Annotated in this window: 16 protein-coding genes; 9 read left to right on the forward strand and 7 right to left on the reverse strand. The window is 44.2% G+C overall.

Translation table 11 applies throughout. From position 1 onward, the window contains the following. Positions 1 to 9: 9 nt before the first annotated feature. A complete protein-coding gene (gene ilvD / locus D1614_RS02030; protein ID WP_119436198.1) occupies positions 10 to 1,839 on the reverse strand; it encodes a dihydroxy-acid dehydratase in 1,830 nt (609 codons plus the stop codon). Positions 1,840 to 2,268: 429 nt separating this feature from the next. Next, positions 2,269 to 3,519, reverse strand: a complete 1,251-nt coding sequence (locus D1614_RS02035; protein WP_119436199.1) for an MFS transporter — start codon at positions 3,517 to 3,519, stop codon at positions 2,269 to 2,271. 521 nt (positions 3,520 to 4,040) lie between these two features. Between D1614_RS02035 and D1614_RS02040 the strand changes: the two genes are divergently transcribed. From D1614_RS02040 to D1614_RS02080, 9 genes are all read left to right on the forward strand, one after another. Further along, complete coding sequence (locus tag D1614_RS02040) at positions 4,041 to 5,498, forward strand: glycosyltransferase family 2 protein (protein ID WP_119436200.1); 1,458 nt, start codon at positions 4,041 to 4,043, stop codon at positions 5,496 to 5,498. A gap of 1 nt (position 5,499) precedes the next feature. Continuing rightward, positions 5,500 to 6,435 carry a DUF4922 domain-containing protein gene (locus tag D1614_RS02045; protein WP_119436201.1) on the forward strand — a complete coding sequence of 312 codons (936 nt, stop codon included), beginning with the start codon at positions 5,500 to 5,502 and terminating at the stop codon, positions 6,433 to 6,435. After that, entirely contained in the window at positions 6,428 to 7,762 is a 1,335-nt protein-coding gene (locus D1614_RS02050) for a SpoIID/LytB domain-containing protein (protein ID WP_119436202.1), read from the forward strand. Before D1614_RS02045 ends, D1614_RS02050 begins: the two co-directional genes overlap by 8 nt. A gap of 27 nt (positions 7,763 to 7,789) precedes the next feature. Further along, positions 7,790 to 9,625: an MFS transporter gene (locus D1614_RS02055; protein WP_119436203.1), complete on the forward strand. Its 1,836-nt coding sequence runs from the start codon at positions 7,790 to 7,792 to the stop codon at positions 9,623 to 9,625. A 77-nt stretch (positions 9,626 to 9,702) separates the two neighbouring features. Then, entirely contained in the window at positions 9,703 to 10,236 is a 534-nt protein-coding gene (locus tag D1614_RS02060) for a DUF8685 domain-containing protein (RefSeq protein ID WP_119436204.1), read from the forward strand. A gap of 52 nt (positions 10,237 to 10,288) precedes the next feature. Continuing rightward, on the forward strand, positions 10,289 to 11,191 hold the full coding sequence (locus D1614_RS02065; RefSeq protein ID WP_119436205.1) for an alpha/beta hydrolase: 903 nt from the start codon (positions 10,289 to 10,291) through the stop codon (positions 11,189 to 11,191). Positions 11,192 to 11,282: 91 nt separating this feature from the next. Continuing rightward, positions 11,283 to 11,819 (forward strand): NUDIX hydrolase, encoded by a 537-nt coding sequence (locus D1614_RS02070; RefSeq protein WP_119436206.1) that lies wholly within the window; start codon positions 11,283 to 11,285, stop codon positions 11,817 to 11,819. A gap of 26 nt (positions 11,820 to 11,845) precedes the next feature. Then, complete coding sequence (locus D1614_RS02075) at positions 11,846 to 13,114, forward strand: carboxypeptidase-like regulatory domain-containing protein (RefSeq protein ID WP_119436207.1); 1,269 nt, start codon at positions 11,846 to 11,848, stop codon at positions 13,112 to 13,114. 48 nt (positions 13,115 to 13,162) lie between these two features. Next, positions 13,163 to 14,944, forward strand: a complete 1,782-nt coding sequence (locus D1614_RS02080) for an aminopeptidase P family protein (RefSeq protein WP_119436358.1) — start codon at positions 13,163 to 13,165, stop codon at positions 14,942 to 14,944. On the opposite strand, the gene D1614_RS02085 is transcribed toward D1614_RS02080, so the two are convergent. From D1614_RS02085 to ettA, 5 genes are all read right to left on the reverse strand, one after another. Beyond that, on the reverse strand, positions 14,941 to 16,125 hold the full coding sequence (locus D1614_RS02085; protein WP_119436208.1) for a hybrid sensor histidine kinase/response regulator: 1,185 nt from the start codon (positions 16,123 to 16,125) through the stop codon (positions 14,941 to 14,943). The two genes, D1614_RS02080 and D1614_RS02085, sit on opposite strands and share 4 nt — an antisense overlap. A 1-nt stretch (position 16,126) precedes the next feature. Continuing rightward, positions 16,127 to 16,534 (reverse strand): response regulator, encoded by a 408-nt coding sequence (locus tag D1614_RS02090; RefSeq protein ID WP_119436209.1) that lies wholly within the window; start codon positions 16,532 to 16,534, stop codon positions 16,127 to 16,129. A gap of 10 nt (positions 16,535 to 16,544) precedes the next feature. Further along, entirely contained in the window at positions 16,545 to 18,443 is a 1,899-nt protein-coding gene (locus D1614_RS02095; protein WP_119436210.1) for a PAS domain-containing sensor histidine kinase, read from the reverse strand. 114 nt (positions 18,444 to 18,557) lie between these two features. Next, positions 18,558 to 19,886, reverse strand: a complete 1,329-nt coding sequence (locus D1614_RS02100) for a sodium:solute symporter family protein (protein WP_119436211.1) — start codon at positions 19,884 to 19,886, stop codon at positions 18,558 to 18,560. 168 nt (positions 19,887 to 20,054) lie between these two features. Further along, a complete protein-coding gene (ettA, locus tag D1614_RS02105) occupies positions 20,055 to 21,740 on the reverse strand; it encodes an energy-dependent translational throttle protein EttA (protein ID WP_119436212.1) in 1,686 nt (561 codons plus the stop codon). Positions 21,741 to 21,897: the final 157 nt, after the last annotated feature.

A 21,897-nucleotide genomic window follows, 5' to 3' on the forward strand; every position in this document is an offset into this window, starting at 1 on the left:
TCTTTTGTTTTAGTCAATTAATCGAACAGCGCCTAAATCTGCAGAGGAGACAAAACTTGCATACGCTTTCAATGCTTTTGAAACATTGCGTTCTCTTTCTCCCGCCTGCCAGGCATCTTTGCCTTTTGCATCTTCTGCTTTCCGGCGTTCGGCGAGTTCTTCTTCTGAAATCAGCAGATTAATGGAACGCCTGGTGATATCTATTTCAATGTCATCGTTGTCGCGAATCAGTCCGATGGCGCCACCACCAGCTGCTTCCGGTGAAACGTGTCCGATAGAAAGTCCCGAAGTCCCTCCTGAAAAACGTCCGTCGGTGATCAGCGCACAATATTTATCGAGTTGCATCGATTTCAGGTACGAAGTAGGGTAGAGCATCTCCTGCATTCCCGGGCCGCCTTTGGGGCCTTCGTAGCGGATGACGATTACGTCTCCTTTTTGAACGGCATCTCCCAGGATTCCGTTAACAGCATCTTCCTGCGAGTTAAAAACCCGTGCTTTTCCCTTAAACTGAAAGATGGACGAATCTACGCCGGCTGTTTTTACAATACAGCCTTTTTCAGCAATGTTGCCAAATAAAACTGCGAGCCCGCCGTCTTTGTTGTAGGCGTGTTCAATGCTACGGATACATCCTTTTTCACGATCGTCGTCGAGCACTTTAAATGTGCTTTCCTGCGATCCCATTACCAGGTTTCTTCCTCCGCCCGGTGCCGATTTAAATCGCCTGAAAGCATCTTCAGTTACGGTTTCACGTTTAATATCGTATTCCGAAATGGCTTCGGCCAATGTTTTTCCGTCAATGCGGTTAACGTTGGTTTCCAACAGTCCTCCGCGCTCCATTTCTCCCATGATCGAAAGAATACCTCCGGCACGGTTTACATCCTGAATGTGGTAGTGCGAATTGGGCGCTACCTTGCACAGGTTAGGTGTTTGGCGCGAAAGCCGGTCGATGTCCGACATCGTAAAATCTACACCCGCTTCGTGCGCAATGGCCAACAGGTGCAAAACAGTATTGGTCGATCCTCCCATGGCAATGTCAAGTTTCATGGCATTTAAAAAGGCATCGCGGGTAGCAATGCTCCGGGGAAGAACTTTGTCGTTTCCTTCGTAATAATAAGTTTGGGTGGCTGCGATAATTTTTTCAACGGCTTCTTCAAACAGCCGTTTGCGGTTGGCATGCGTGGCCACAATGGTTCCGTTACCGGGCAGCGCCAGTCCAATTGCTTCTGCCAGACAGTTCATCGAATTGGCAGTAAACATTCCCGAACAGGATCCGCAAGTGGGGCAGGCATTTTCTTCCACTTTGGCCAGGTATTCATCGCTAATATTGGAGTCGGCAGCCATTACCATGGCGTCTACCAGGTCGAGGTGACGATCATCAACTTCGCCGGCTTCCATTGGTCCGCCCGAAACAAAAACCGCAGGGATATTCAAACGCATGGCAGCCATCAGCATTCCGGGAGTAATTTTGTCGCAGTTCGAAATGCAAACTATGGCATCTACCTTGTGCGCATTGCACATGTATTCCACACTGTCGGCAATTACATCGCGCGAAGGGAGTGAATACAACATTCCGTCGTGCCCCATGGCAATTCCGTCGTCGATGGCAATGGTGTTAAATTCGGCAGCAAAATAGCCTTGCTTTTCAATTAAGCCTTTAATGTGCTGGCCAATGTTGTGTAAATGTGCATGACCGGGCACAAACTGTGTAAATGAGTTTACTACGGCAATCAGTGGCTTCCCGAAATGTTCTTCTTTCATTCCATTGGCTCTCCAAAGGCTTCTTGCGCCGGCCATTCTTCGTCCCTGGGTAGTGGTATTACTTCGTAACGGAATTTGCATACTTATTTGTCTTTATCTATCTGTTGAACATTAAAAAAGCCTTCCTCGTTTCTGAGAAAGGCCTGTAAATATCTTTTAAACTATCACATAATCTAGCCCCTCTCAGAAATTCCAAGAATGACAACGAGAATGACTAGAATGTTAATAGCTAAACGCATATCGCTTTTTTAAAGATGAAGCAAATGTAAAAATTTAAATCAATATCCAAAATGATTTGAAATTAAAATCGGTCATTTTAAATAAAAATTAAAATTTAACGACACTTTTACTTCGAGATGGTAACTTATTTCGGGCTCAGTTTATGATTTGAAAAAATACTCTATCGATTTGGTTATTACGGATTTCTGCTTTATTTGTGCCGTAAAAATCATTTGTCGGGATAAAAGCCGGTGGAATCATTCACGAACTGTAAATAGAAGATTTTATTTGTTAAGTTAACTTCTGTTTATTGGTTAATGTAGGATCGTTGTTCTTAAAGAATACGATAAACACAAGCAGTAATAGCGCTGAGCTTAGGGTTATTATTCCCCAGATTGCATCCCAGTTGTAGCCTTCAGCGGTTCTGAAAAGATCGATAATATGAGCGCAAATAAAATTACCAACCAATAAACCAGCTCCAAAAGTTACCAGGAATATAAAACCCTGCGCCTGAGATTTTAATTGGGCCGGTGCTTTTTTGTCGATGTAGATTTGGCCTCCCACGTAAAAGAAACCAAAAATCAGCCCGTGTATTAAAATCCCGATGTAAAACATCCAGCTTTGGTGAATCACACCACCTGCCCAAAACGAAAGGTAACGGATGAACAATGCCACCAAACCCAGTATCATCACCTTCCGTAATCCGAATTTTTTGATGGCCGGTGTTACCAGGAGTAAGAAACCCATTTCGGCCAGTACTCCCCAGTTCATGGTTACTGAAATGTATTTGGTTTTAATGTGTAAGAGGAACTCTGAAAAGAACGAAAAATACATTGCAAACGGAATCATGGATAAAAAGGAAAAGAGGATAAATACCGCGAAATTACGGTCTTTCATCAGTTCTATAGTGCGTAATCCAAAGGTGTCAATCAGTGAGCCTTTTTGTCCTTTGGCGGGTGGAGGAGTGTCAGGAAGTGAGAGGTTGGCAAGTATGGCAATAAAGCTAACAGCGGCCCCGCAATAAAAAGGGAGGTTGGTACCGTCGAAATCAATGTTCAGCACTCTTATGAAAACGACGCTGAAAATTCCGGAAGCCACCCAACCGATTGATCCGAAGATGCGTACCCTCGGAAATTGTTCCGAGTCGAGATGTGCCATGGCAATCGAACTGGTAAGGCTCCAGCTGGGCATGTAGCCCAACATGGCAATCAACAAGCAGATAAACAGAATATCATGGTTATTGGTGCTTCCTGCCAAAAAAAGCATAACAGCATTGATGGTGTTTAGTACAGCCAATACTTTTTGTCCGGCAAAAAAACGGTCGGCAAGCATTCCAACTACCGGCGAAAAAATACAACCGATGGCCATGGAGCTTACAATCAGTGATTTTTCAAGGCTGCTAACCTCCAGGTTGGTCAGGTAGGCTGCAAGCGGAACCCACCAAACAGCATACATCATATACTGAAGGAACAGCATCAACGAAAGTTTGAGTCTTATTTTTCCCGTTTTTTCCCGGGGGATAACCATGGTATTATCAGTCATAAGTAAGGTCTTTATAAAGTAAGTAGTGTTTAATATTAAGGTCCTTTTATACAAAAGACAGGGCTTTTATTTCCCGTCTTCGTTCTTAAAGTATTGTTAGTCATTCAATAGGGCCTAAAATAAGAGGGTTGGGTATTATTCCCTACCAATACCTACCTGTTGTAAAACAGTATTGTGAAAAGGTACATATCGTTACTGTGGTCTAAGGTGCTTGTTTTTAGTGGTATATGATATCAGGCTGAAGTTGTTGGGATTCATCTGGCAGGCTTGTCTTTTGGTAGGGACAATTGAGTACAATCATACCGGTCTGAATACGGCTTAGTGTAACCTGCTTATTTGGTTAATGTTAATCGTCTCGAACCTATTATTAGGAAAAAAAGTAATTCCGAAACTTTAGGTTCTATATAAAAGCTTGAACATTACAGCGTAAACTCCCCAAATTGCAGAGAGGTTAAAAGTTTCTTTTAAATTTGCTGAGAGATAAACGAAGGCAATAGAAAATTCCAAAATCAGAAATAAACATGATCCGAATAAATTGTTATCTGCCCATTCATAACTACGAGAGTGCGGCAAAGCTAATCAGTGGATTACAGGCGAATGCAGTGATTCAAAATATTTATCTTCCTGAAGAAACGGCAACAAAAGCGGGCGGCAAGGCTAAACCGTTTTCGTACAACGGATTTGGCAGTACTCAATGGGTAAAAGCTCTGGCAGCAACGGTTACCGGCGTTGATTACGTATTGCTGTTAACCAAAAATACGGCACTTTCTTTTGGCCAGTTTGCAATTGAACGCATGATTTCGGTTGCTGAGGCTACAAACGCCGCGAAAGTATATTCCGATTATTATGAAATAAAGGAAGGACAGCTTTCTGCACATCCGGTAATCGACTACCAGGAAGGCAGTTTGCGCGACGACTTTAACTTTGGACCACTGGTGTTATACCGTGCGGATGCACTCCGAAAGGCCATTGATAATATGACAATGGATTTTGACAGCGCCGGTTTGTATTACCTGCGTTTGAAAATGTCGCAACTGGGGGCGTTTGTTCGTATTCCTGAGTTTCTTTATACAATTGATGAAACCGATTTGCGAAAAAGCGGACAGAAATTGTTTGACTATGTGGACCCCAAAAACCGCAAGGTGCAAATTGAAATGGAACAGGCGGTTACCGAGCATTTGGAAGATGTAGGCGCCTGGCTGGCACCAGAAACGGGGGCGCTGGAATTTGATGATTCGGCGTTTGACAAAAAAGCGTCGGTGGTGATTCCGGTGCGGAACCGGGAAAAAACAATTGCTGATGCGATTGAATCTGTTCTGGCGCAAAAAACAAGCTTTGCTTTTAACCTGATTATTGTGGATAATCATTCTACGGATAAAACAAGCGAAATTATCCGTTCGTTTGCAGAAAAAGACAACAGAATCATACACATCATTCCTACGCAAAATGATTTGGGAATTGGTGGCTGCTGGAACCTGGCCGTTCACGATGCGCGTTGCGGAATGTTTGCCGTTCAGCTCGACAGCGATGATATTTACAAAGACGAGAATACGCTGCAAAAAATAGTGGAGGTATTTGAACAGGAGAAATGCGCGATGGTGGTAGGAACTTATCAATTGGTGAATTTCAAACTCGAAGAAATCCCTCCCGGTATTATCGATCACCGCGAGTGGACACCTGACAACGGTAAAAACAACGCTTTACGCATAAACGGACTGGGAGCGCCACGCGCATTTTATACCCCGGTTTTGCGCGACGTAAAAATTCCGAATGTGAGTTATGGCGAAGATTATGCCGTTGGTTTGGCCATTTCGAGAGATTATTCGATCGGCAGGATTTACGAAAATCTGTATCTGTGCCGCCGTTGGGACGATAACTCCGATGCGGCACTCGACATTGTAAAAGTAAACGCACACAACACCTATAAAGACCGTATTCGTACCATCGAATTAAAAGCGCGTCAACAAAAAAATGCTTAGCATGCAACAGTATTCTGAACAGGTATTACAGTTGCTGACCGGGCAAAAAAAAGAATGGCCCTTGGCTGCAAAGAACTTTGCTGGCTTGGAGAAAGTACGCACACGGGTGTTCAATTTTGATGAAGTGGAGATCAAGGTCCAGTTTAACCCGGAACGCATTGTGTCGTCGGCTGCAAAAGTGGATGCCAAATCCATTGAGGCCCGCCCGTGTTTTCTGTGCAGTAAAAATCGTCCGAAAGAACAGCAGGGAGTGAAAATTGGAGCGTATTCGGTGCTGGTTAACCCTTTCCCGATCTTTTCGCAGCATTTTACGATTGTGGGCGAAGAACACCTTCCGCAGCAAATAAAAGGGCGCTTTTGTGACCTGCTCGATTTAGCTGCCTCATTGCCTGGGTTTACACTCTTTTACAATGGCCCAAAATGCGGAGCTTCGGCCCCCGATCATTTTCATTTTCAGGCCGGAAACCGTGGGTTTATGCCGCTTGAAAATGAGCTGGAAAAACTGAAAGAGCAACACAGCATAAAGCTTCGTTCTTTTACTTCGGATGCCTGGGCGGTAAAAGACGGATTGCGCAATTTCCTTTTGCTGGAATCGCCGGTAAAAGAATCCGTGGAAAAAGATTTCATGAAAATATACGATGCACTGGAGGCTGCGGATGAAGAACCGATGATGAACATTCTTGCGTTTTATGAAAGCAATGCATGGAAAGTAGTCGTGTTTCCAAGAGTCCTGCACCGTCCTTCGCAGTATTTCGAAGAAGGGGAAAAGAACATTCTGATCAGTCCTGCATCGGTGGATATGGGAGGAGTGTTGATCACTCCGCTGGAGAAGGATTTTGAAAAGCTTCAGTCATCCGATATTTATACAATTTTTCAGCAGGTACTTTATTCAGAGCCTGTGTTTAATCAATTCATACAAAATTTAGATAATGCATAAAATACCGACAATTGACGTAGGCATTATGAGTGCCGACCAAATACAGTTTTGCTTCAATGACTTGTTTCAGTTAAGCAATGGCCCAAAAGAAATGGAGGGTGAACAAGTGGTGAGAATCGAGAACGGAATGCTAAAACTTGAGGCTGCCGGTATTGCTGCGTCTGAATTGCTGTTTACTCCGCTTGATGCAGAGAACGCAGCATTTGAGCTGAAAGACGTTATTATTGGAGTGAATTTTCATTGGGAACAAAAGGAAAACCAGCAATTTAAAGGTGCCTTAAAACTGATCATTGAAAATGAAAAGATAACCGCGATCAATGTTTTGCCGCTCGAGAGTTATTTGATTTCAGTGATTTCGTCTGAAATGAGCGCCAACAGCTCACTCGAGTTGCTAAAAGCGCATGCCATTATTTCCCGAAGCTGGCTGATTGCACAAATCGAAAAGCAGGAGCAGCTGACCGAAACAACGGCGAAGTATGAAAGTACCTTCATCTCAGAAAGCGAATACATAAAATGGTACGACCGCGAAGACCATGTGAATTTTCATGTGTGTGCCGACGACCATTGCCAGCGCTACCAAGGCGTTACCCGGGCTCATAATCCCAATGTGGTAAGGGCGGTTAACGAAACTTCAGGGGTAATTCTTTCCTACGACGGAAAAGTGTGTGATGCCCGTTTTTCAAAGTCGTGTGGCGGAATTGCCGAGCTTTTCGAAAATTGCTGGGAGCCGGTTCATCACCCATACCTGACTGCGGTGGTGGATAATCCGCAACTTCCGGCCGGTTTCGAACAGGACCTGACCATTGAAAAGAATGCCGAAAAATGGATCGCTGCCGAACCCGAAGCTTTTTGCAATACGCACGATGAGGTGGTGTTGAAACAGGTATTGAACGACTACGACTGGTCGGCAAAAGATTTTTACCGCTGGACCGTGGAATATTCACAGGCAGAATTGAGCGATCTGATCCGGCGCCGTTCTGGAATCGATTTTGGCGATATCCTGGATTTGATCCCGGTGCAAAGGGGCACTTCCGGCCGCCTTGTTCGCCTGAAAATTGTGGGTACGAAACGGACTGTTACGGTTGGAAAAGAACTGGAAATCCGTCGTTGGCTGAGTGAATCGCATTTGTACAGTTCGGCTTTTCTGGTGGAGAAAGTGCAGGGTGAAAACGATCTGCCCGAAAAATTTGTATTGAAAGGAGCCGGCTGGGGACACGGTGCAGGACTTTGCCAGATTGGCGCGGCGGTAATGGGACACAAAGGATACAAATACGATGAAATTCTGACACACTATTTTAAAAACGCAAGCCTGGAAAAAAGATATTAAACCAATTTCAACATCAAACCATAAAAAATGACTAAAAAGCGTTCGCCCTGGTTTTGGGTTCCCACACTTTATTTTGCCGAAGGACTTCCGTATGTGATGGTAATGACCCTCTCGGTAATCATGTACAAACGCCTCGGAATATCAAATGCACAATTTGCACTTTACACCAGCTGGTTGTACCTGCCTTGGGTAATTAAACCTTTGTGGAGCCCGGTTGTCGACCTGTTCAAAACCAAACGCTACTGGATCGTGATCATGCAATTGCTGATCGGTGCCGGTTTGGCGGGCGTGGCCTTTACTATTCCGGCCGATAATTTTTTCCGCTACACCATGGCTTTCTTTTGGCTGCTGGCTTTTAGCTCGGCTACGCACGACATTGCCGCAGATGGTTATTACATGCTCGAATTATCGTCGGGCGACCAGGCATTTTTTGTGGGTATCAGAAGTACTTTCTACCGTTTTGCCATGTTAACCGGGCAGGGCCTCCTGGTAATTCTGGCCGGTACTCTGGAAACAGCCACGGGCTTGCCTCCCTTGAAAGTGGAGGTGGAAGCTCAGCGCAACTCAATTGAGCAGGTTGCTTTCAATCCAACCCAGTTTTCTGCATTAAATGAAACGGGTGAAACCTACTTTGTTTCTCCCGAATCGCTGGCAATTCCTATTGGAACAATCGCTACTGCGGATGCTGACTCGGTGATTAAGTTGGTTGAAGAGTGGAACATCGGACAGGGATTTTATTCGAAGGAAGAAAAGGTTTCAAAGGATAAGAAACCGGGACTTTGGAAAAAATACGTGGTAATTCCTTTGGAGACATCGTTGAAAAGGCTCTTTAATTCTGAAGAGAAAAGAGTAAGTGCCGAAGCCGGGAATTATGCCATACTCCCGATTCAGTTGTCCCAAAAACCGGATGCCGGAGACCGGCTGGTTTTGAATTTTGGTTTTGACAAAGGCGACAACAGCATTCGGCTGATTCATGAATACCGTTACGAGTTTAATGAAAGTAACTGGAATAAACCGGCTTTTGCTGTGGTTCAGCTCGATTCGAAACTGAACAAGCCTACGCAGGCCAGTTTTGTTGGGCGTTCAGGAAATATTCGCTTTGCGTGGCTGGTGGTTTTTGTTGTAATCGCCACTCTTTTTGTGGTGTTTCACCTGTACCACCGCTTTATATTGCCGCGGCCGGCCAGCGATGTGGCAGCAAAATCAAACGGAAAGGGAATTTGGGGCGAGTTTCTGGAGACTTTTGCCAGCTTCTTCCGAATGAAGCAGCTTGGTGCGGCCTTGTTGTTTATGCTGCTTTACCGCTTGGCTGAATCGCAACTCGTAAAAATGGCTTCACCGTTTTTACTGGATGCAAAAGAAGCCGGAGGCCTGGGGCTTACCACAGGCGACCTGGGTCTTGTTTACGGCACTGCCGGAATGATTGCGCTTACCGTCGGGGGAATTCTCGGTGGGGTAGTAGCTTCCAGAAACGGCCTGAAATACTGGATTTGGTGGATGGCACTGGCCATTAACCTGCCCAACCTGGGCTACCTTTTGTTGTCGGTATTTACGCCCGATTCGCTGTGGTATGTAATGGCGGCGGTAGTGGTCGAACAGTTTGGCTACGGCTTTGGGTTTACAGCCTATATGTTGTACCTGATTTACATTGCACAGGGAAAATACCAAACCGCCCATTATGCCATTGCCACCGGATTTATGGCACTCGGGATGATGATTCCGGGGATGATGAGTGGCTGGTTGCAGGAGATTTTGGGGTATCAGCACTTTTTTGTCTGGGTGATGATTTGTACACTGCCCATTTTTGCCGTGATCCCTTTCCTGAAAATAGATCGCAGTTTTGGGATTCGCGAGAACAAATAAACCGCTTCTTCGTGCCGGTGGCAGGTAGATTTTGCCCAAAATATTTTACATTTAGCTTTTCATAAAATCAGTAAAACATGGAAGAATTAACCGTTGGAACAAGGGTGGAACACCCAAGATATGGCGAAGGAATTGTTAGCAAGGACAATATTACCGCTTACGAGATTTTTTTTGAGCGCGGCGGTAAAATTGAGATCACCAAACGAAATACCGACCTGAAGGTGCTAAACCTGAATCAAACAGGAGCCAAGTCGGGTTTGTCAATCAGGGATTTTGAAAAAGTGATGACTTACGTGTTGGATCAATACGGGGCATTGAGTGAAATTGTACCGCTGGGCGAAAAGTGGCAGGGAGGAACATTGTTGATGCAGCCGGCAAATCCTGCACTTCAGCCAAAAGAAATCCCGATCGAAACTTTTTTCCACAAAATTGTGATGCTGCGCGATCGTTTGAGGGTACTCGAACAAAACATCAACAGCAGCAATGTGCTTTCCGACGAGGAAAAAGTGAACCTCCAGCAATACATTACGCGTGTGTATGGCTCGCTGACGACTTTTAACGTTCTTTTCTCAGAAAAAGACCATTATTTTGTAGGAGTTAAATCGAAATAACAAAAGGCGGGAGGTGCAGAACCACCCGCTTTTTTGCTTAAAATATAAACCAATGAGACCAATTTTATTATTTGTAATGACCATGTTAATTTGTGTGGGTGTTGATGCCCAAAACGAAGTATTGAAAGTTTGGCCCAACGGTGCACCCAACGATAACGGAATGAGAGAGCCGGAAGAAAAATACGACGGAGTTCGTGTAAAAAATGTATCGGAAGCCGAGATGTATGTTTTTCTCCCCGAAAAGGAAATAAACACCGGGGCAGCCGTTTTAATTTGCCCGGGTGGAGGCTATGTTATTGAGGCGATGGACCACGAAGGGTACGATATGGCCCGTTTTTTCCAGGAAAAAGGGATTGCAGGGATTGTGCTGAAATACCGTCTTCCATACGGGCACGATGAGGTGCCGTCGAGCGATGCACGCCGGGCCATGCGCATTGTCCGTGCCAATGCCGAAAAATGGGGAATCAACCCGGAGAAAGTCGGAATTGCCGGTTCATCGGCGGGGGGGCATCTGGCTTCCACGGCCGGAACTGTATTTGACGAAGGAAATGCTCAAAGCAATGACGCGGTGGAGAAAATGAGCTGCCGCCCCGATTTCATGCTGCTTTTGTACCCGGTTATTACCATGAACGAAGAATTTACGCACATGGGATCGAGGGGAAACCTGATAGGTAGCGAGCATAAGCTAAAATTGGTTCGGAAATATTCCAACGAGTTAAATGTGAACGCACAAACGCCGCCCACGTTTTTGATTTTGGCTGACGATGACAAGGCAGTGCCTCCTCGAAATTCGATTGAGTTTTACTCGGCGCTGAAACGTAATAATGTACCGGCCGAGATGCATATTTTTCAAAAAGGTGGTCACGGATTTGGCATGCGGCAGGAAGGATTGCCCGCCAATAACTGGCCCAATTTGTTTGTTGACTGGTTAAAAGCAAGAGAAGTAATTGAATGATGATTGAAGATTAACGATTTCAGAAGTTTATCTAATTGAGGGAAAATCTGTCGTCTGCATTCGTTAATCAACATTCTAAAATCAAATAAAAATGAGCACACATCCTCTAAAGGTTTTAAAATATTGTCCTAAATGTGGTTCCGAAAAGTTTGCGCCGTCGGGCGAACGATCGCTAAAATGCGGGAACTGTGGTTTTCATTATTTTGTAAATTCTGCGGCTGCTGTGGCAGCACTAATTACTGACGACGAAGGGAAATTAATGCTGGTAACGCGGGGCGTGGAACCCGATTACGGAAAACTGGACCTGCCCGGTGGCTTTGTCGATCCGATGGAAACAGCCGAAGAAGCTGTAACAAGAGAGCTATCGGAAGAACTCGGTTTGAAGGTTACAAGCCTCGGGTATTTATTTTCGGCTCCGAACGAGTACATCTTCTCCGAGTTCAAGGTTTTTACGCTGGATCTTGCCTTTAAAGTGCGTGTAGAATCGGTGGAAAACTTGAAGGCGATGGATGATATTCTGGCTTACCGTTTTTATGCTGAAAATGAGTTCGATTACAACGATATCCCGGCTCCGTCGATCAATGGCTTTGTCAGAAGGTATTTTGAAAGCTTAAACAAAAAGAAATAGGGAGTAGGTTCGTTAAAAGACAAAGGATGAAACAAACACAGCTGATTTTTTATTTGATATTATTTGTGCTGTACTCTAACGGGCAGGAGAGGTTTGTTTTATCGGGGAAAGTTATAGATTCAAATACAAAGGAACCTCTTCCGTATGCAACAGTTGCTTATCCTGACAAATCGATCGGTACTATTTCCGACTTGAATGGGAATTATTCGCTACCGCTTGTCATGATGAAGGAATCAGATAGTATTGTGGTCTCCTATATTGGTTACGAATCTTTCAAAACAACCGTATCTCTGTGCGCGCAAGAGGAAATTATTAAACTTATACCGCTTGTAACTGAAATTGATGAGGTGGTTGTAAAAGCACAAAAATTCAATCTGAAGCTATTTCTGAAAGAAACGATTACGATTTACAATAAATCGAAGCCCGATTCGCCTCATATTGCCATTGCACATTATCGGGAAAAAGCAGAAGAGAATAACCGTTACATAATGTATATGGAAAGCATAGGTTATTCAGTATACGCCGGTACTATGAGCGATGCAGCACCCTTGTCGAACTATAAGTTCTTTTGTGAAAACTCAAAATGTTTGGTCACAAATCCGGAGTGGGTAAAGTATACGGAAAATATTCCTGGTCATGACATCCGGGTAGTACCTCCTTCCGGAGGTTCTAACCTGAACTTGTTTCGAATGATGGAACTAAACGGAATTCTTTCTCCAAAATATGTTGGGAAGTTTAGCTTTCAATTAGATTCAACTTACTACATTGGAAATAATGCTGTTTATTCGGTTGCGTACAAAGGAAAAGATGAAATCGGAACAATTGATATTTATGCAGATAGCAAGCAGGTAGTTAAAATTGATTGTAATACCGGTGGTTTGTGGAGCACTGCTTTTCATAAAAGGGTGGGGACCAATGCCTGTATTCGTTTCAACTATTTTAACGATACTCCTTATATTTCAGCGATTTCCAGTACCTATGAACATAAGGGCCTAAAACATTCTATCAATCTGGAGATATTAGTGCAGAAGTATTTCAATTTCGAACTTAACAAAGATGAATACTGGAGCTTAAATAGCTACGATAACAATCCATACATTCAGTATTTTGAGGGAGACTGGATGAATTACAATATTCCCAAAGAATTGGATTATTCGAAAATCGCAAATGACTTAAGTTCCGGAGTTAAAAACCTTGAAGCACAATTTGTGTCTTATTCCGGACGTTGGTTTTCCGGTAAAAAAGGAAATGAAACAGCTCGGAAAATAATTCAAACATTAAAAAGTAACTTTTGATTAAAGATTCAATCCGGGATAAGGTTGAAAGTGCAAATAAATACAAACATGAAAGATATAATTCAGCAACGGCTAACTGCCCTTCGTGCAGAAATGAGTAAAGCAGAAGTGGATGCCTGGTATATTTCGGGCACTGATCCTCACTCAAGCGAATACCTGCCCAAACGGTGGGAAACCCGTGAATTTATCTCGGGATTTACCGGTTCGTACGGTGTGGTGGCGGTTACGAAGAACAAAGCCGCTTTGTGGACCGATTCGCGGTATTTTTTGCAGGCAGCCGGTGAGTTGGAAGGAACGGGTATTGAAATGATGAAGTTGCGCGTGCCGGATGCAGTTCCGCCAGCGGAGTGGCTGGCACAAAACCTGTCGGCCGGCAGCAAACTGGGGATAGATACGCAAACCGTGAGTGTTGCGGAGTTTCGCAATCTTCAAAGAACATTGGTTAAAACAGGTATTGAACTGGTGGAAACGCCCGACTTGCTGGAGCCTGTTTGGAAAGACCGTCCCGCTATTCCTTCTGATAAAGCTTTTGAGTTGGAGCTTCAGTATGCCGGATTGCCGGGAACCGAAAAGCAGCAGACAGTTGCCAGCAAACTGGCAAAAAAAGGAGCCGAGCTGCAAATTGTTTCAATGCTCGACGAACTGGCGTGGTTGTATAACCTACGGGGTTCTGATGTATCTTACAATCCGGTGTTTACAGGTTTTGCGGTGGTTGGAGCCACAGAAAGCATCCTTTTTGTGGATGCCCAAAAGATAGATTCAGCACTAAAATTAAAGCTCGAAGCCGATGGCGTTCAGCTAAAAGCCTATACCGACTTTTATCGTTTCCTTTCCGAAATAAATGGTAAAAAGATATTTGTTGATCCCGGAACGCTGAATTATGCGGCGTACAGCTTGTTGTCTGAAAAGAACGAAATACTGGAGGGGACCTCAGTTGTGGCGCTGTTAAAAGCGCAGAAAAATGCCACCGAAATTGAGGGTTTCCGAAGAGCTATGGTAAAAGACGGCGTTGCCCTGGTAGAATTTCTGTACTGGTTGAAAGAAACAGTGGGAGAGAAGCCTGTTACTGATTATGACGCGGGGGTGAAACTGGCTGAATTTCGTTCGAAGCAGGAAGGTTTTAAGGGGGAAAGTTTCCCTCCGATTGTGGGCTACAAAGGGCGTGGTGCAATCGTTCATTTACACATCGGTCCCAACGATGGCTTGCCGTTGGAAGCCGACGGAGCTTTGCTTTTCGATTCGGGGGGGCAATACCTGGACGGGACCACAGATGTCACGCGAACCGTTGCACTTGGGCCGGTTTCCGAGCAGTTTAAAACCGATTATACCCTGGTGTTAAAAGGAATGATTGGTCTTACGCTGGCTAAATTTCCGTACGGTACAAAAGGCTGCCATATCGATATTCTGGCGCGGCAGGCACTGTGGGAAAACGGAATGAATTACGGTCACGGTACGGGCCATGGAGTGGGGCATTTCCTGAACGTGCACGAAGGACCGATGGCCATTCGTCAGGAATACAACGAAAATCCGATTCTTCCGGGTAATGTATTGTCGAACGAGCCCGCATTTTATCGCGAGGGAGAGTATGGAATCCGTACCGAAAACATGATCGTATGTGTGGAATGCGAAGAAACCGGATACGGCCGTTTTCTGGGCTTTGAAACCCTGACACTTTGCCCGATCGATACTTCGCTGATCAAATCCGGTTTATTAAGCGACCGCGAAAAAAACTGGGTAAACGAATACCATGCAGAAGTTAAACGCAGACTTAAACCCGTTCTGAATACAAGCCTGCATTCCTTTCTTGATGAGTTAACGAATGCAATCTAAGACTGGCTTATCGGCAAGGTGAAAAAGAATTTACTCCCGGAGTTCTGTTCGCTTTCCACGCGAATGGAACCTCCGTTTTTTTCCACAAACTCTTTGCACAGAATTAATCCAAGTCCGGTTCCTTCCTCGTTTTCAGTTCCCGGTCGTTTTACTTTTTCGGTAATTCGGAAAAGCTTATCTCGGGTATCTTTGTCCATTCCAATGCCGTTATCTTCTACGCTAAACTCATAGTGTCCGTCAACAGCCGCAGCACTTACCTCAATTTTACCACCATGGTTGGAAAACTTGATTGAATTGGAGATAAGATTTCTGAAAACGGTTGAAACCATGTTTGGGTCGGCAAAGCAGAGGGTGGTTTCCGGAACAAAGTTTTTAACGTTAATACACTTGTTTCCCGCCTGCTTTTTCAGTACTCCGATTGTTTCGGTCACCAATTTGTTTGCATCTATAGCAACGGCGCGTACGGTAATTTGCCCGGTTTGTGAACGCGACCAATCCAGCAGGTTTTGCAGCAGGTTAAAAGTCAATTTTGAAGAACTCTGCAGGTCTTTTATCAGTTCGATTTTGGTCACTTCGTCTATATCCTGCCAGTTATCGATCAAAAAATCGGTGAGGCCAAACAGCGCGTTAAACGGGTTTCTGAGGTCGTGGGCAATAATGGAGAAAAATTTATCCTTTGCGGCGTTCGCAATTTCAAGTTCGGCCGTGCGTTCCTTTACTTTTTCTTCCAAAGACGCATTCAGCAGGAGTAACTCTTCGTTTTGTTTTCGGATTTTTATTTCCTGTAAAAAACTTTTAATGGCTTCTCTTACTGTTAAAACCAGGTCGTCTTTGTCCCATGGCTTGGCAATGTAACGGTACAACTTTGCATGGTTAATGGCGTTGCTTATCCCTTCAATATCGGCATGTCCGGTAAGGAGGATTTTTAATGATCCCGGTGAAAGGTTGTGAATTTCCTTTAGTACTTCATCGCCCTTCATTCCAGGCATAATGTAGTCTGAAATTACCACGGGAACCCGGATGCCATTTTCTTTTAATTCCTTAAAAAAACCGATGGCATCAGCTCCACTGTCTGATGTTTCAATGTCGTATTCTTCCCCGAAAATATTTACAAGTTGTTCTTCAAGTGCCTGCAATATAATTTCCTCGTCGTCAATACATAAAATAACCGGTTTCCCCATTTTATTTCCCTTCTTTATCAATCGTTGATATCCCTGATTTGATTACTGTTTCCAATTGTTCTGCGGTCCAGGGTTTTTGAATGTAGGCAAACAGATCTGCGTTTTTTTGTGCATTGTGAATTGCTGATTCATCAGCTTGGCCTGTAAGCAAAACTTTTACAATGTTGGGGAATTTTTTATGCACTTCTATTAAGAACTCATCGCCTTTTTTCCCGGGCATCAGCCAGTCTGAAACAATCACCATTACATCAATTCCTTCGTCGGTCAGTTCTTCCAGCACTTCCATTCCCTCTTCGGCATTTTCAGCATACTCGTACATGAATCGATTGCCAAAAAGGTTTTCGATTTGTTCTCCCAAACTATCCAGAATGATGCTTTCGTCATCAACACACACAATCGCTTGTTTCATACAATTTTTTTTAGTTTACCGGAAGTAATACATGGAAAGTTGTTCCCCCTCCGATTTCACTTTCCAGTTCCAGTTTTGCCTGGTGTTTATCCAGAATTCGTTTCACAATGTCGAGCCCAATTCCGGTGCCCTCACCTGATTTCTTGGTGGTAAAGAAAGGCTCAAAAATCCGCTCTCTGATTTCTTTCGGAATTCCGTGTCCGGAATCCTGAATGCTCACTTTAATATGTGTTTTTTGGTTTTTAATACTGATCCTAAGTGTTCCCGCATAATTCATGGCATGAATGGCATTTGATATCAGGTTGGTCCAAACCTGAACAAGTTCATCGGGATAACAAGCGATCAGTGGAACGGGATCGTAGTCTTTTACAACCTCTATTGCCTGTTTTAACTGGTTGTGGTGCAGAATCAGCACTGTTTCAATGTTTTCAATCAAATCAGCCTGATCTTTTTCCAGATTTTGTTCTTTATGCGCAAACTTTTTTAATGCAAATACCAATTTAGATGCCTTGTCGACTGCCAGTTTTATGTTTTCTGTATTTTTTCGAACCGAATAAATATCCTTTATCGACTTTAAAATGAATTCGGGATTTTTTACGTCCAGCATCGAGATCACCTTATCTGTTTCATCGTAAAGATTAAGATACATAATCAGATCGGTCACGGAATATACATGTATACATCCGGCTTTCTCTAATTTTTGTTGTACTTCTTTTTTATATTGACGTCTTTCTTTTGAGGTTGGTGCTGGTTTGCTCTTTTCCATTAAATTCATGATTCTTAGGAAAATAAGCAGTTCTTTTTGGGTGAGTTTTGTAAAAAGGTTAAAAAGGTTACTCATGGACGAATCGAGCGCTGCCGAAATATTGCTTACCGAAGCGTTAATTGCTCCAATCGGAGTATTTACTTCATGGGCAATTCCGGCAATCAGATTTCCCAAAGCGCGCATTTTTTCCGACTGAACCAGTTGCGATTGGGTTTCCTTTAAATTTTCAAGAGTCTGATTTAACTCATCAGTGCGTGAGGTAAGCTCAACATTCATTTTTTTTAGTTCAATTTCGTTCTTTTTGACTTGGGTGATATCGACCTGAATGCCTAAAACTCCGGTACTGCCATCATTAAGCTTGAAAGGCTTCATCCGGGTGCTTACTATTAGCCCGTCTTTTTTACCAAAGTCTCCCTCCTCATATGAATGTGGAATACCACTCTTTAAAATTTCTCTTATACGATTTATTTTTTCACTTGCCTTTTCTGGAGGATAAATATCGGTATCCGACTTTCCGATTATTTCAGATGGTTTGAGACCGTAGCTCGCAGCAGCGTTATTGTTTGCGAGCAGAAACTTCCCATTACTGTCTTTTAAAAAAATCTTTTCAGGGATTTCGTTTATAATGTTAATCAACAACTGTGAACGATCCTCCAGCTCTTTTTTCAAATTATCAATATTTTCATTTTTAACGATGAGTTCTTCCAATTGTTTTCTCAGTTTCTCATCCTGCCTTTTTAATTCCTGATTTTGTTGCTGTATAATCCGTTCATATTTAGTGCGTTCCGTAATGTCATGCGCAACTCCATCAATCGAAACGATTTCACCCTTATTGTTGTAATTAGGAGATTCGGTAATCTCAATAATTTTTATCTCTCTTGATTTCGTGTAAAGTTCGAATTCGAAGGTTTGTTGTTTTTCTCCGGTGGCACTTTTTTTCAGCGTTTCAATGGTTTGTTTATTGGCTTCGCTGTTTGTCATATGTTTTACGAGCCCTTGTTTGGCTTCGTCCACGGTATATCCCAGCACCTTCTCCACCGATGGACTCATATAAAGGTATTCCCCGTTGAGGTTGTGGGAATAGAAAAAATACTCGTTCTCCAGGCTTTCAATTAAGCGTTTATACTTGTTGGAATTTTCCATTTTTTTCGCCCCTTATTTCCAGATAGGTTTAAAGTTTTGGTTTTTATTAATAAATGGCGAATGTAAAAAATTTTTAGTTAACCTGATGGTTTAATTTACAATTAGTTATCCAACTTAATCACTTGTTTTTAACCGAACCCGACTAAACAATAAGATGGAATTAACGAGGTAGCTTAAAATGATAACGATGTTTCCTGTTAGCTGGTAGCCACTCAGGAAAATGATCTTCCCGGCAAGGGCAATAACACCCCCTAAAATCATGGAAAGAATAACATTGTTTTTGTTTACCCTAAGCCGAAGAAGCCCCGCCAGCGTAGGAACTACAAAAGCCCCGGAGAAAAACGTAAGGGCTAAAAGCAAGGCCTGAATAATGGAGGTGACAAACACGGCAATCAGCAAACTGACAATTCCGAGTCCGACAATTAGGATACGCGTCAGCAGAAGAGATCTTTTTTGATTCAGGTTGCCGGTAATTAGTTCGCTCAGAATAATTGAAGAGGTAAGCAAGGTTGTATCGGCCGATGACATAACCGCCGATAACAGGGCCGCCAGAAACAGCCCGTACGCCCAGGTAGGAAGCAAATGTTGTGCAAAGGAAACAATCGCTTCGCCCGAACCTTTCGAGTAAATGCCCAGCCAGGTAAGCGCAAATGAAACCGGGATTAAAATAAAAGCCACTATTAAAACACTGCGGGCGGCTGTTTTTTCGTTCCGGGCACAAAATACACGCGAGTAAATATCGGGGCCTACCACAAAAGTAACCGAGTAGGTAAGTAGCAGAATCACGAGGTCGAGCAGGTCAAAAGATTCATTAAACAAGGCCGATGGAGTCAGGGCTTCAAGTTGCATGCTTTCGGGGGCAGGCAAGGTGAATACCAGTAACGCGATTATTCCGGCAAGGATAAGTACCGATTGCAGGGTATCTGTTTTTAAAATACTCATTTGTCCTCCCAGCAAAGTGTAAACGATAAACACAATACCCGAGATAACAGCGGCTTGCGGGTAATCAATCGAATTTAGCCCCGAAAGGATTTTGGCGGCTGCAATAATCTGTGCGGCTACAATTCCGAGCCAGGCCATGGGGATAATCAGCGACGCGATGGTTTCTGCTTTTTTCCCGTAAAACGTTCCCAGTAACTCGGGCAAAGTAAAATTCCCGTAACGCTTCACATATTTCGAAATGGGGACCAGCGTAAACAATCCGATGGCCGCACTAAATAAAAACCACAGTGCCGCCCACCCGGTTTTCTGGCTTAATTCGATGGTGCCCAGCACGGCCGAACCACCCAGAATGGTAGCCAGCAAACTGCCCGAGACCGGGAGTAAACCTGCTTTTTTACCGGCCACATAGTAGTCTTCGGGCTTTTTTATCTTGAAGGCCGAGTAAACGCCAATCCCAACGATAAAAACAAAATATGCGATGATGATTCCTTCTACTAACATAATGTGATGACTGCAAATATCGAAAATCTGAAACAAATTGGCTTACAATGCTTCGATAAAACTTTCGTTTGCGGATGTGGGGTGTTGAAGAGTGCTCCTTAAATAAATTCACCCGGTGACGATAAGTCATCGGGTGAATCTTCAAATATAAACGTTAACCGGAAGCGCTTATGCTTTCAGTTTTTTGTATTTAAAGCGTTTCGGAGCTTCAGCGCCCAGGCGTTTTTTCCGGTTTTCTTCGTATTCAGAAAACGAACCTTCAAAAAAGTGAACGTGTCCTTCTCCCTCGAAAGCCAGAATATGCGTGGCAATACGGTCGAGGAACCAACGGTCGTGCGAAATAACAACGGCACAGCCCGCAAAGCTTTCCAGGCCTTCCTCCAGCGCCCGAAGGGTATTTACGTCAATGTCGTTGGTAGGCTCATCGAGCAGCAAGAGGTTTCCTTCCGATTTTAGCGCCAGCGCCAGGTGCAGTCGGTTGCGTTCTCCACCCGAAAGCACCCCGCATTTTTTCTCCTGGTCTGATCCTGAGAAATTAAAGCGCGAAACATAGGCACGCGCATTGGCCTGCTTGTTTCCAAGCATAATGGTTTCGGTTCCTCCGGAAATTACTTCGTACACCGATTTGTTCGGATCGATGGCTTTGTGCGTTTGGTCGACGTAACTAACTTTCACGGTTTCGCCAATCGCAATGCTTCCGGTGTCGGCGTCCAGTTGTTTCATAATCAGTTTGAAGAGCGTGGTTTTACCTGCGCCGTTCGGGCCGATAACCCCGATAATCCCGGCAGGAGGCAGTTTAAAGCTCAGGTCTTCGAACAGGATGCGATCGCCAAAGCCTTTTTTAACGCCTTCCATTTCCACCACTTTGTCACCGAGGCGCGGACCGTTTGGAATATAGATTTCCAGTCGTTCCTCTTTCTGGCGGCTGTCTTCGTTCAGCATTTTATCGTAAGCATTTAAACGGGCTTTGCTTTTGGCTTGACGCGCTTTGGGTGCCATTCGAACCCATTCTAACTCGCGCTCCAGTGTTTTCCTGCGTTTCTGGCTGCCTTTTTCTTCCTGTTCCAAACGGGCCGCTTTTTGTTCCAGCCACGAGCTGTAATTTCCTTTCCACGGAATGCCCATGCCACGATCCAGTTCCAGAATCCAACCGGCCACATTGTCGAGGAAGTAACGGTCGTGCGTGATGCAGATTACGGTTCCCTTGTATTGGTCGAGGTGAGCTTCCAGCCACTGGATACTTTCGGCATCGAGGTGGTTGGTAGGTTCGTCAAGCAGCAACACATCGGGTTCCTGCAACAACAGGCGACACAAGGCCACGCGGCGGCGTTCGCCACCCGAAAGTTCGCTGATGGGCTGATCATCCGGCGGACATTGCAGCGCATCCATTGCACGTTCCAGTTTGCTGTCGAGGTTCCAGGCATCCAGTGCATCCATTTTTTCCTGAAGCTGTGCCTGTTCGCTCATCAGCTCATCCATTTTGTCCGGATTTTCGTACACCTCGGGTAATCCAAACAATTGGTTGATTTCTTCGTAGCGGTTCAGTACATCCACTGTTTCCTGCATGCCTTCTTTCACCACTTCAATCACGGTTTTGCTTTCATCCAGCTTCGGCTCTTGGTCGAGCAAGCCCACCGAATAACCCGGTGCAAAAACCAGCTCGCCGTTAAAGGCTTTGTCCTGGCCGGCAATGATCTTTAGCAAAGTTGATTTACCTGAGCCGTTTAACCCGATGATGCCGATTTTGGCACCCAGGAAAAACGAAAGTGAAATGTCTTTAATCACTGTTTTGTTAGGTGGGTAAACTTTACTCACCTTGTACATCGAAAAAATTATCTTCTTGTCGTCGCTCATTTTGCAAATTTTAATTCCGGGGCTAAAATACAACAGAAAGCGGTATCAAGGAATGGAAACGCCGGAAATAGTTGCAGGGTGAATGGAGGGGGGCAGAGTTTAGAGTTTAATGTTCAGAGTTCAGTGATCAGTCGTAGTTCTTAGGGACTGATGGATT

The organism is Maribellus luteus (genome assembly GCF_003576475.1).
In the GTDB taxonomy this organism is placed as follows: domain Bacteria; phylum Bacteroidota; class Bacteroidia; order Bacteroidales; family Prolixibacteraceae; genus Draconibacterium; species Draconibacterium luteum.

Bases quoted from the DNA above. Each gene is read 5' to 3' on its own strand.
- ilvD (WP_119436198.1), bottom strand. From the start codon at position 1,839: ATGCAAATTCCGTTACGAAGTAATACCACTACCCAGGGACGAAGAATG.
- D1614_RS02035 (WP_119436199.1), bottom strand. From the start codon at position 3,519: ATGACTGATAATACCATGGTTATCCCCCGGGAAAAAACGGGAAAAATA.
- D1614_RS02040 (WP_119436200.1), top strand. From the start codon at position 4,041: ATGATCCGAATAAATTGTTATCTGCCCATTCATAACTACGAGAGTGCG.
- D1614_RS02045 (WP_119436201.1), top strand. From the start codon at position 5,500: ATGCAACAGTATTCTGAACAGGTATTACAGTTGCTGACCGGGCAAAAA.
- D1614_RS02050 (WP_119436202.1), top strand. From the start codon at position 6,428: ATGCATAAAATACCGACAATTGACGTAGGCATTATGAGTGCCGACCAA.
- D1614_RS02055 (WP_119436203.1), top strand. From the start codon at position 7,790: ATGACTAAAAAGCGTTCGCCCTGGTTTTGGGTTCCCACACTTTATTTT.
- D1614_RS02060 (WP_119436204.1), top strand. From the start codon at position 9,703: ATGGAAGAATTAACCGTTGGAACAAGGGTGGAACACCCAAGATATGGC.
- D1614_RS02065 (WP_119436205.1), top strand. From the start codon at position 10,289: ATGAGACCAATTTTATTATTTGTAATGACCATGTTAATTTGTGTGGGT.
- D1614_RS02070 (WP_119436206.1), top strand. From the start codon at position 11,283: ATGAGCACACATCCTCTAAAGGTTTTAAAATATTGTCCTAAATGTGGT.
- D1614_RS02075 (WP_119436207.1), top strand. From the start codon at position 11,846: ATGAAACAAACACAGCTGATTTTTTATTTGATATTATTTGTGCTGTAC.
- D1614_RS02080 (WP_119436358.1), top strand. From the start codon at position 13,163: ATGAAAGATATAATTCAGCAACGGCTAACTGCCCTTCGTGCAGAAATG.
- D1614_RS02085 (WP_119436208.1), bottom strand. From the start codon at position 16,125: ATGGGGAAACCGGTTATTTTATGTATTGACGACGAGGAAATTATATTG.
- D1614_RS02090 (WP_119436209.1), bottom strand. From the start codon at position 16,534: ATGAAACAAGCGATTGTGTGTGTTGATGACGAAAGCATCATTCTGGAT.
- D1614_RS02095 (WP_119436210.1), bottom strand. From the start codon at position 18,443: ATGGAAAATTCCAACAAGTATAAACGCTTAATTGAAAGCCTGGAGAAC.
- D1614_RS02100 (WP_119436211.1), bottom strand. From the start codon at position 19,886: ATGTTAGTAGAAGGAATCATCATCGCATATTTTGTTTTTATCGTTGGG.
- ettA (WP_119436212.1), bottom strand. From the start codon at position 21,740: ATGAGCGACGACAAGAAGATAATTTTTTCGATGTACAAGGTGAGTAAA.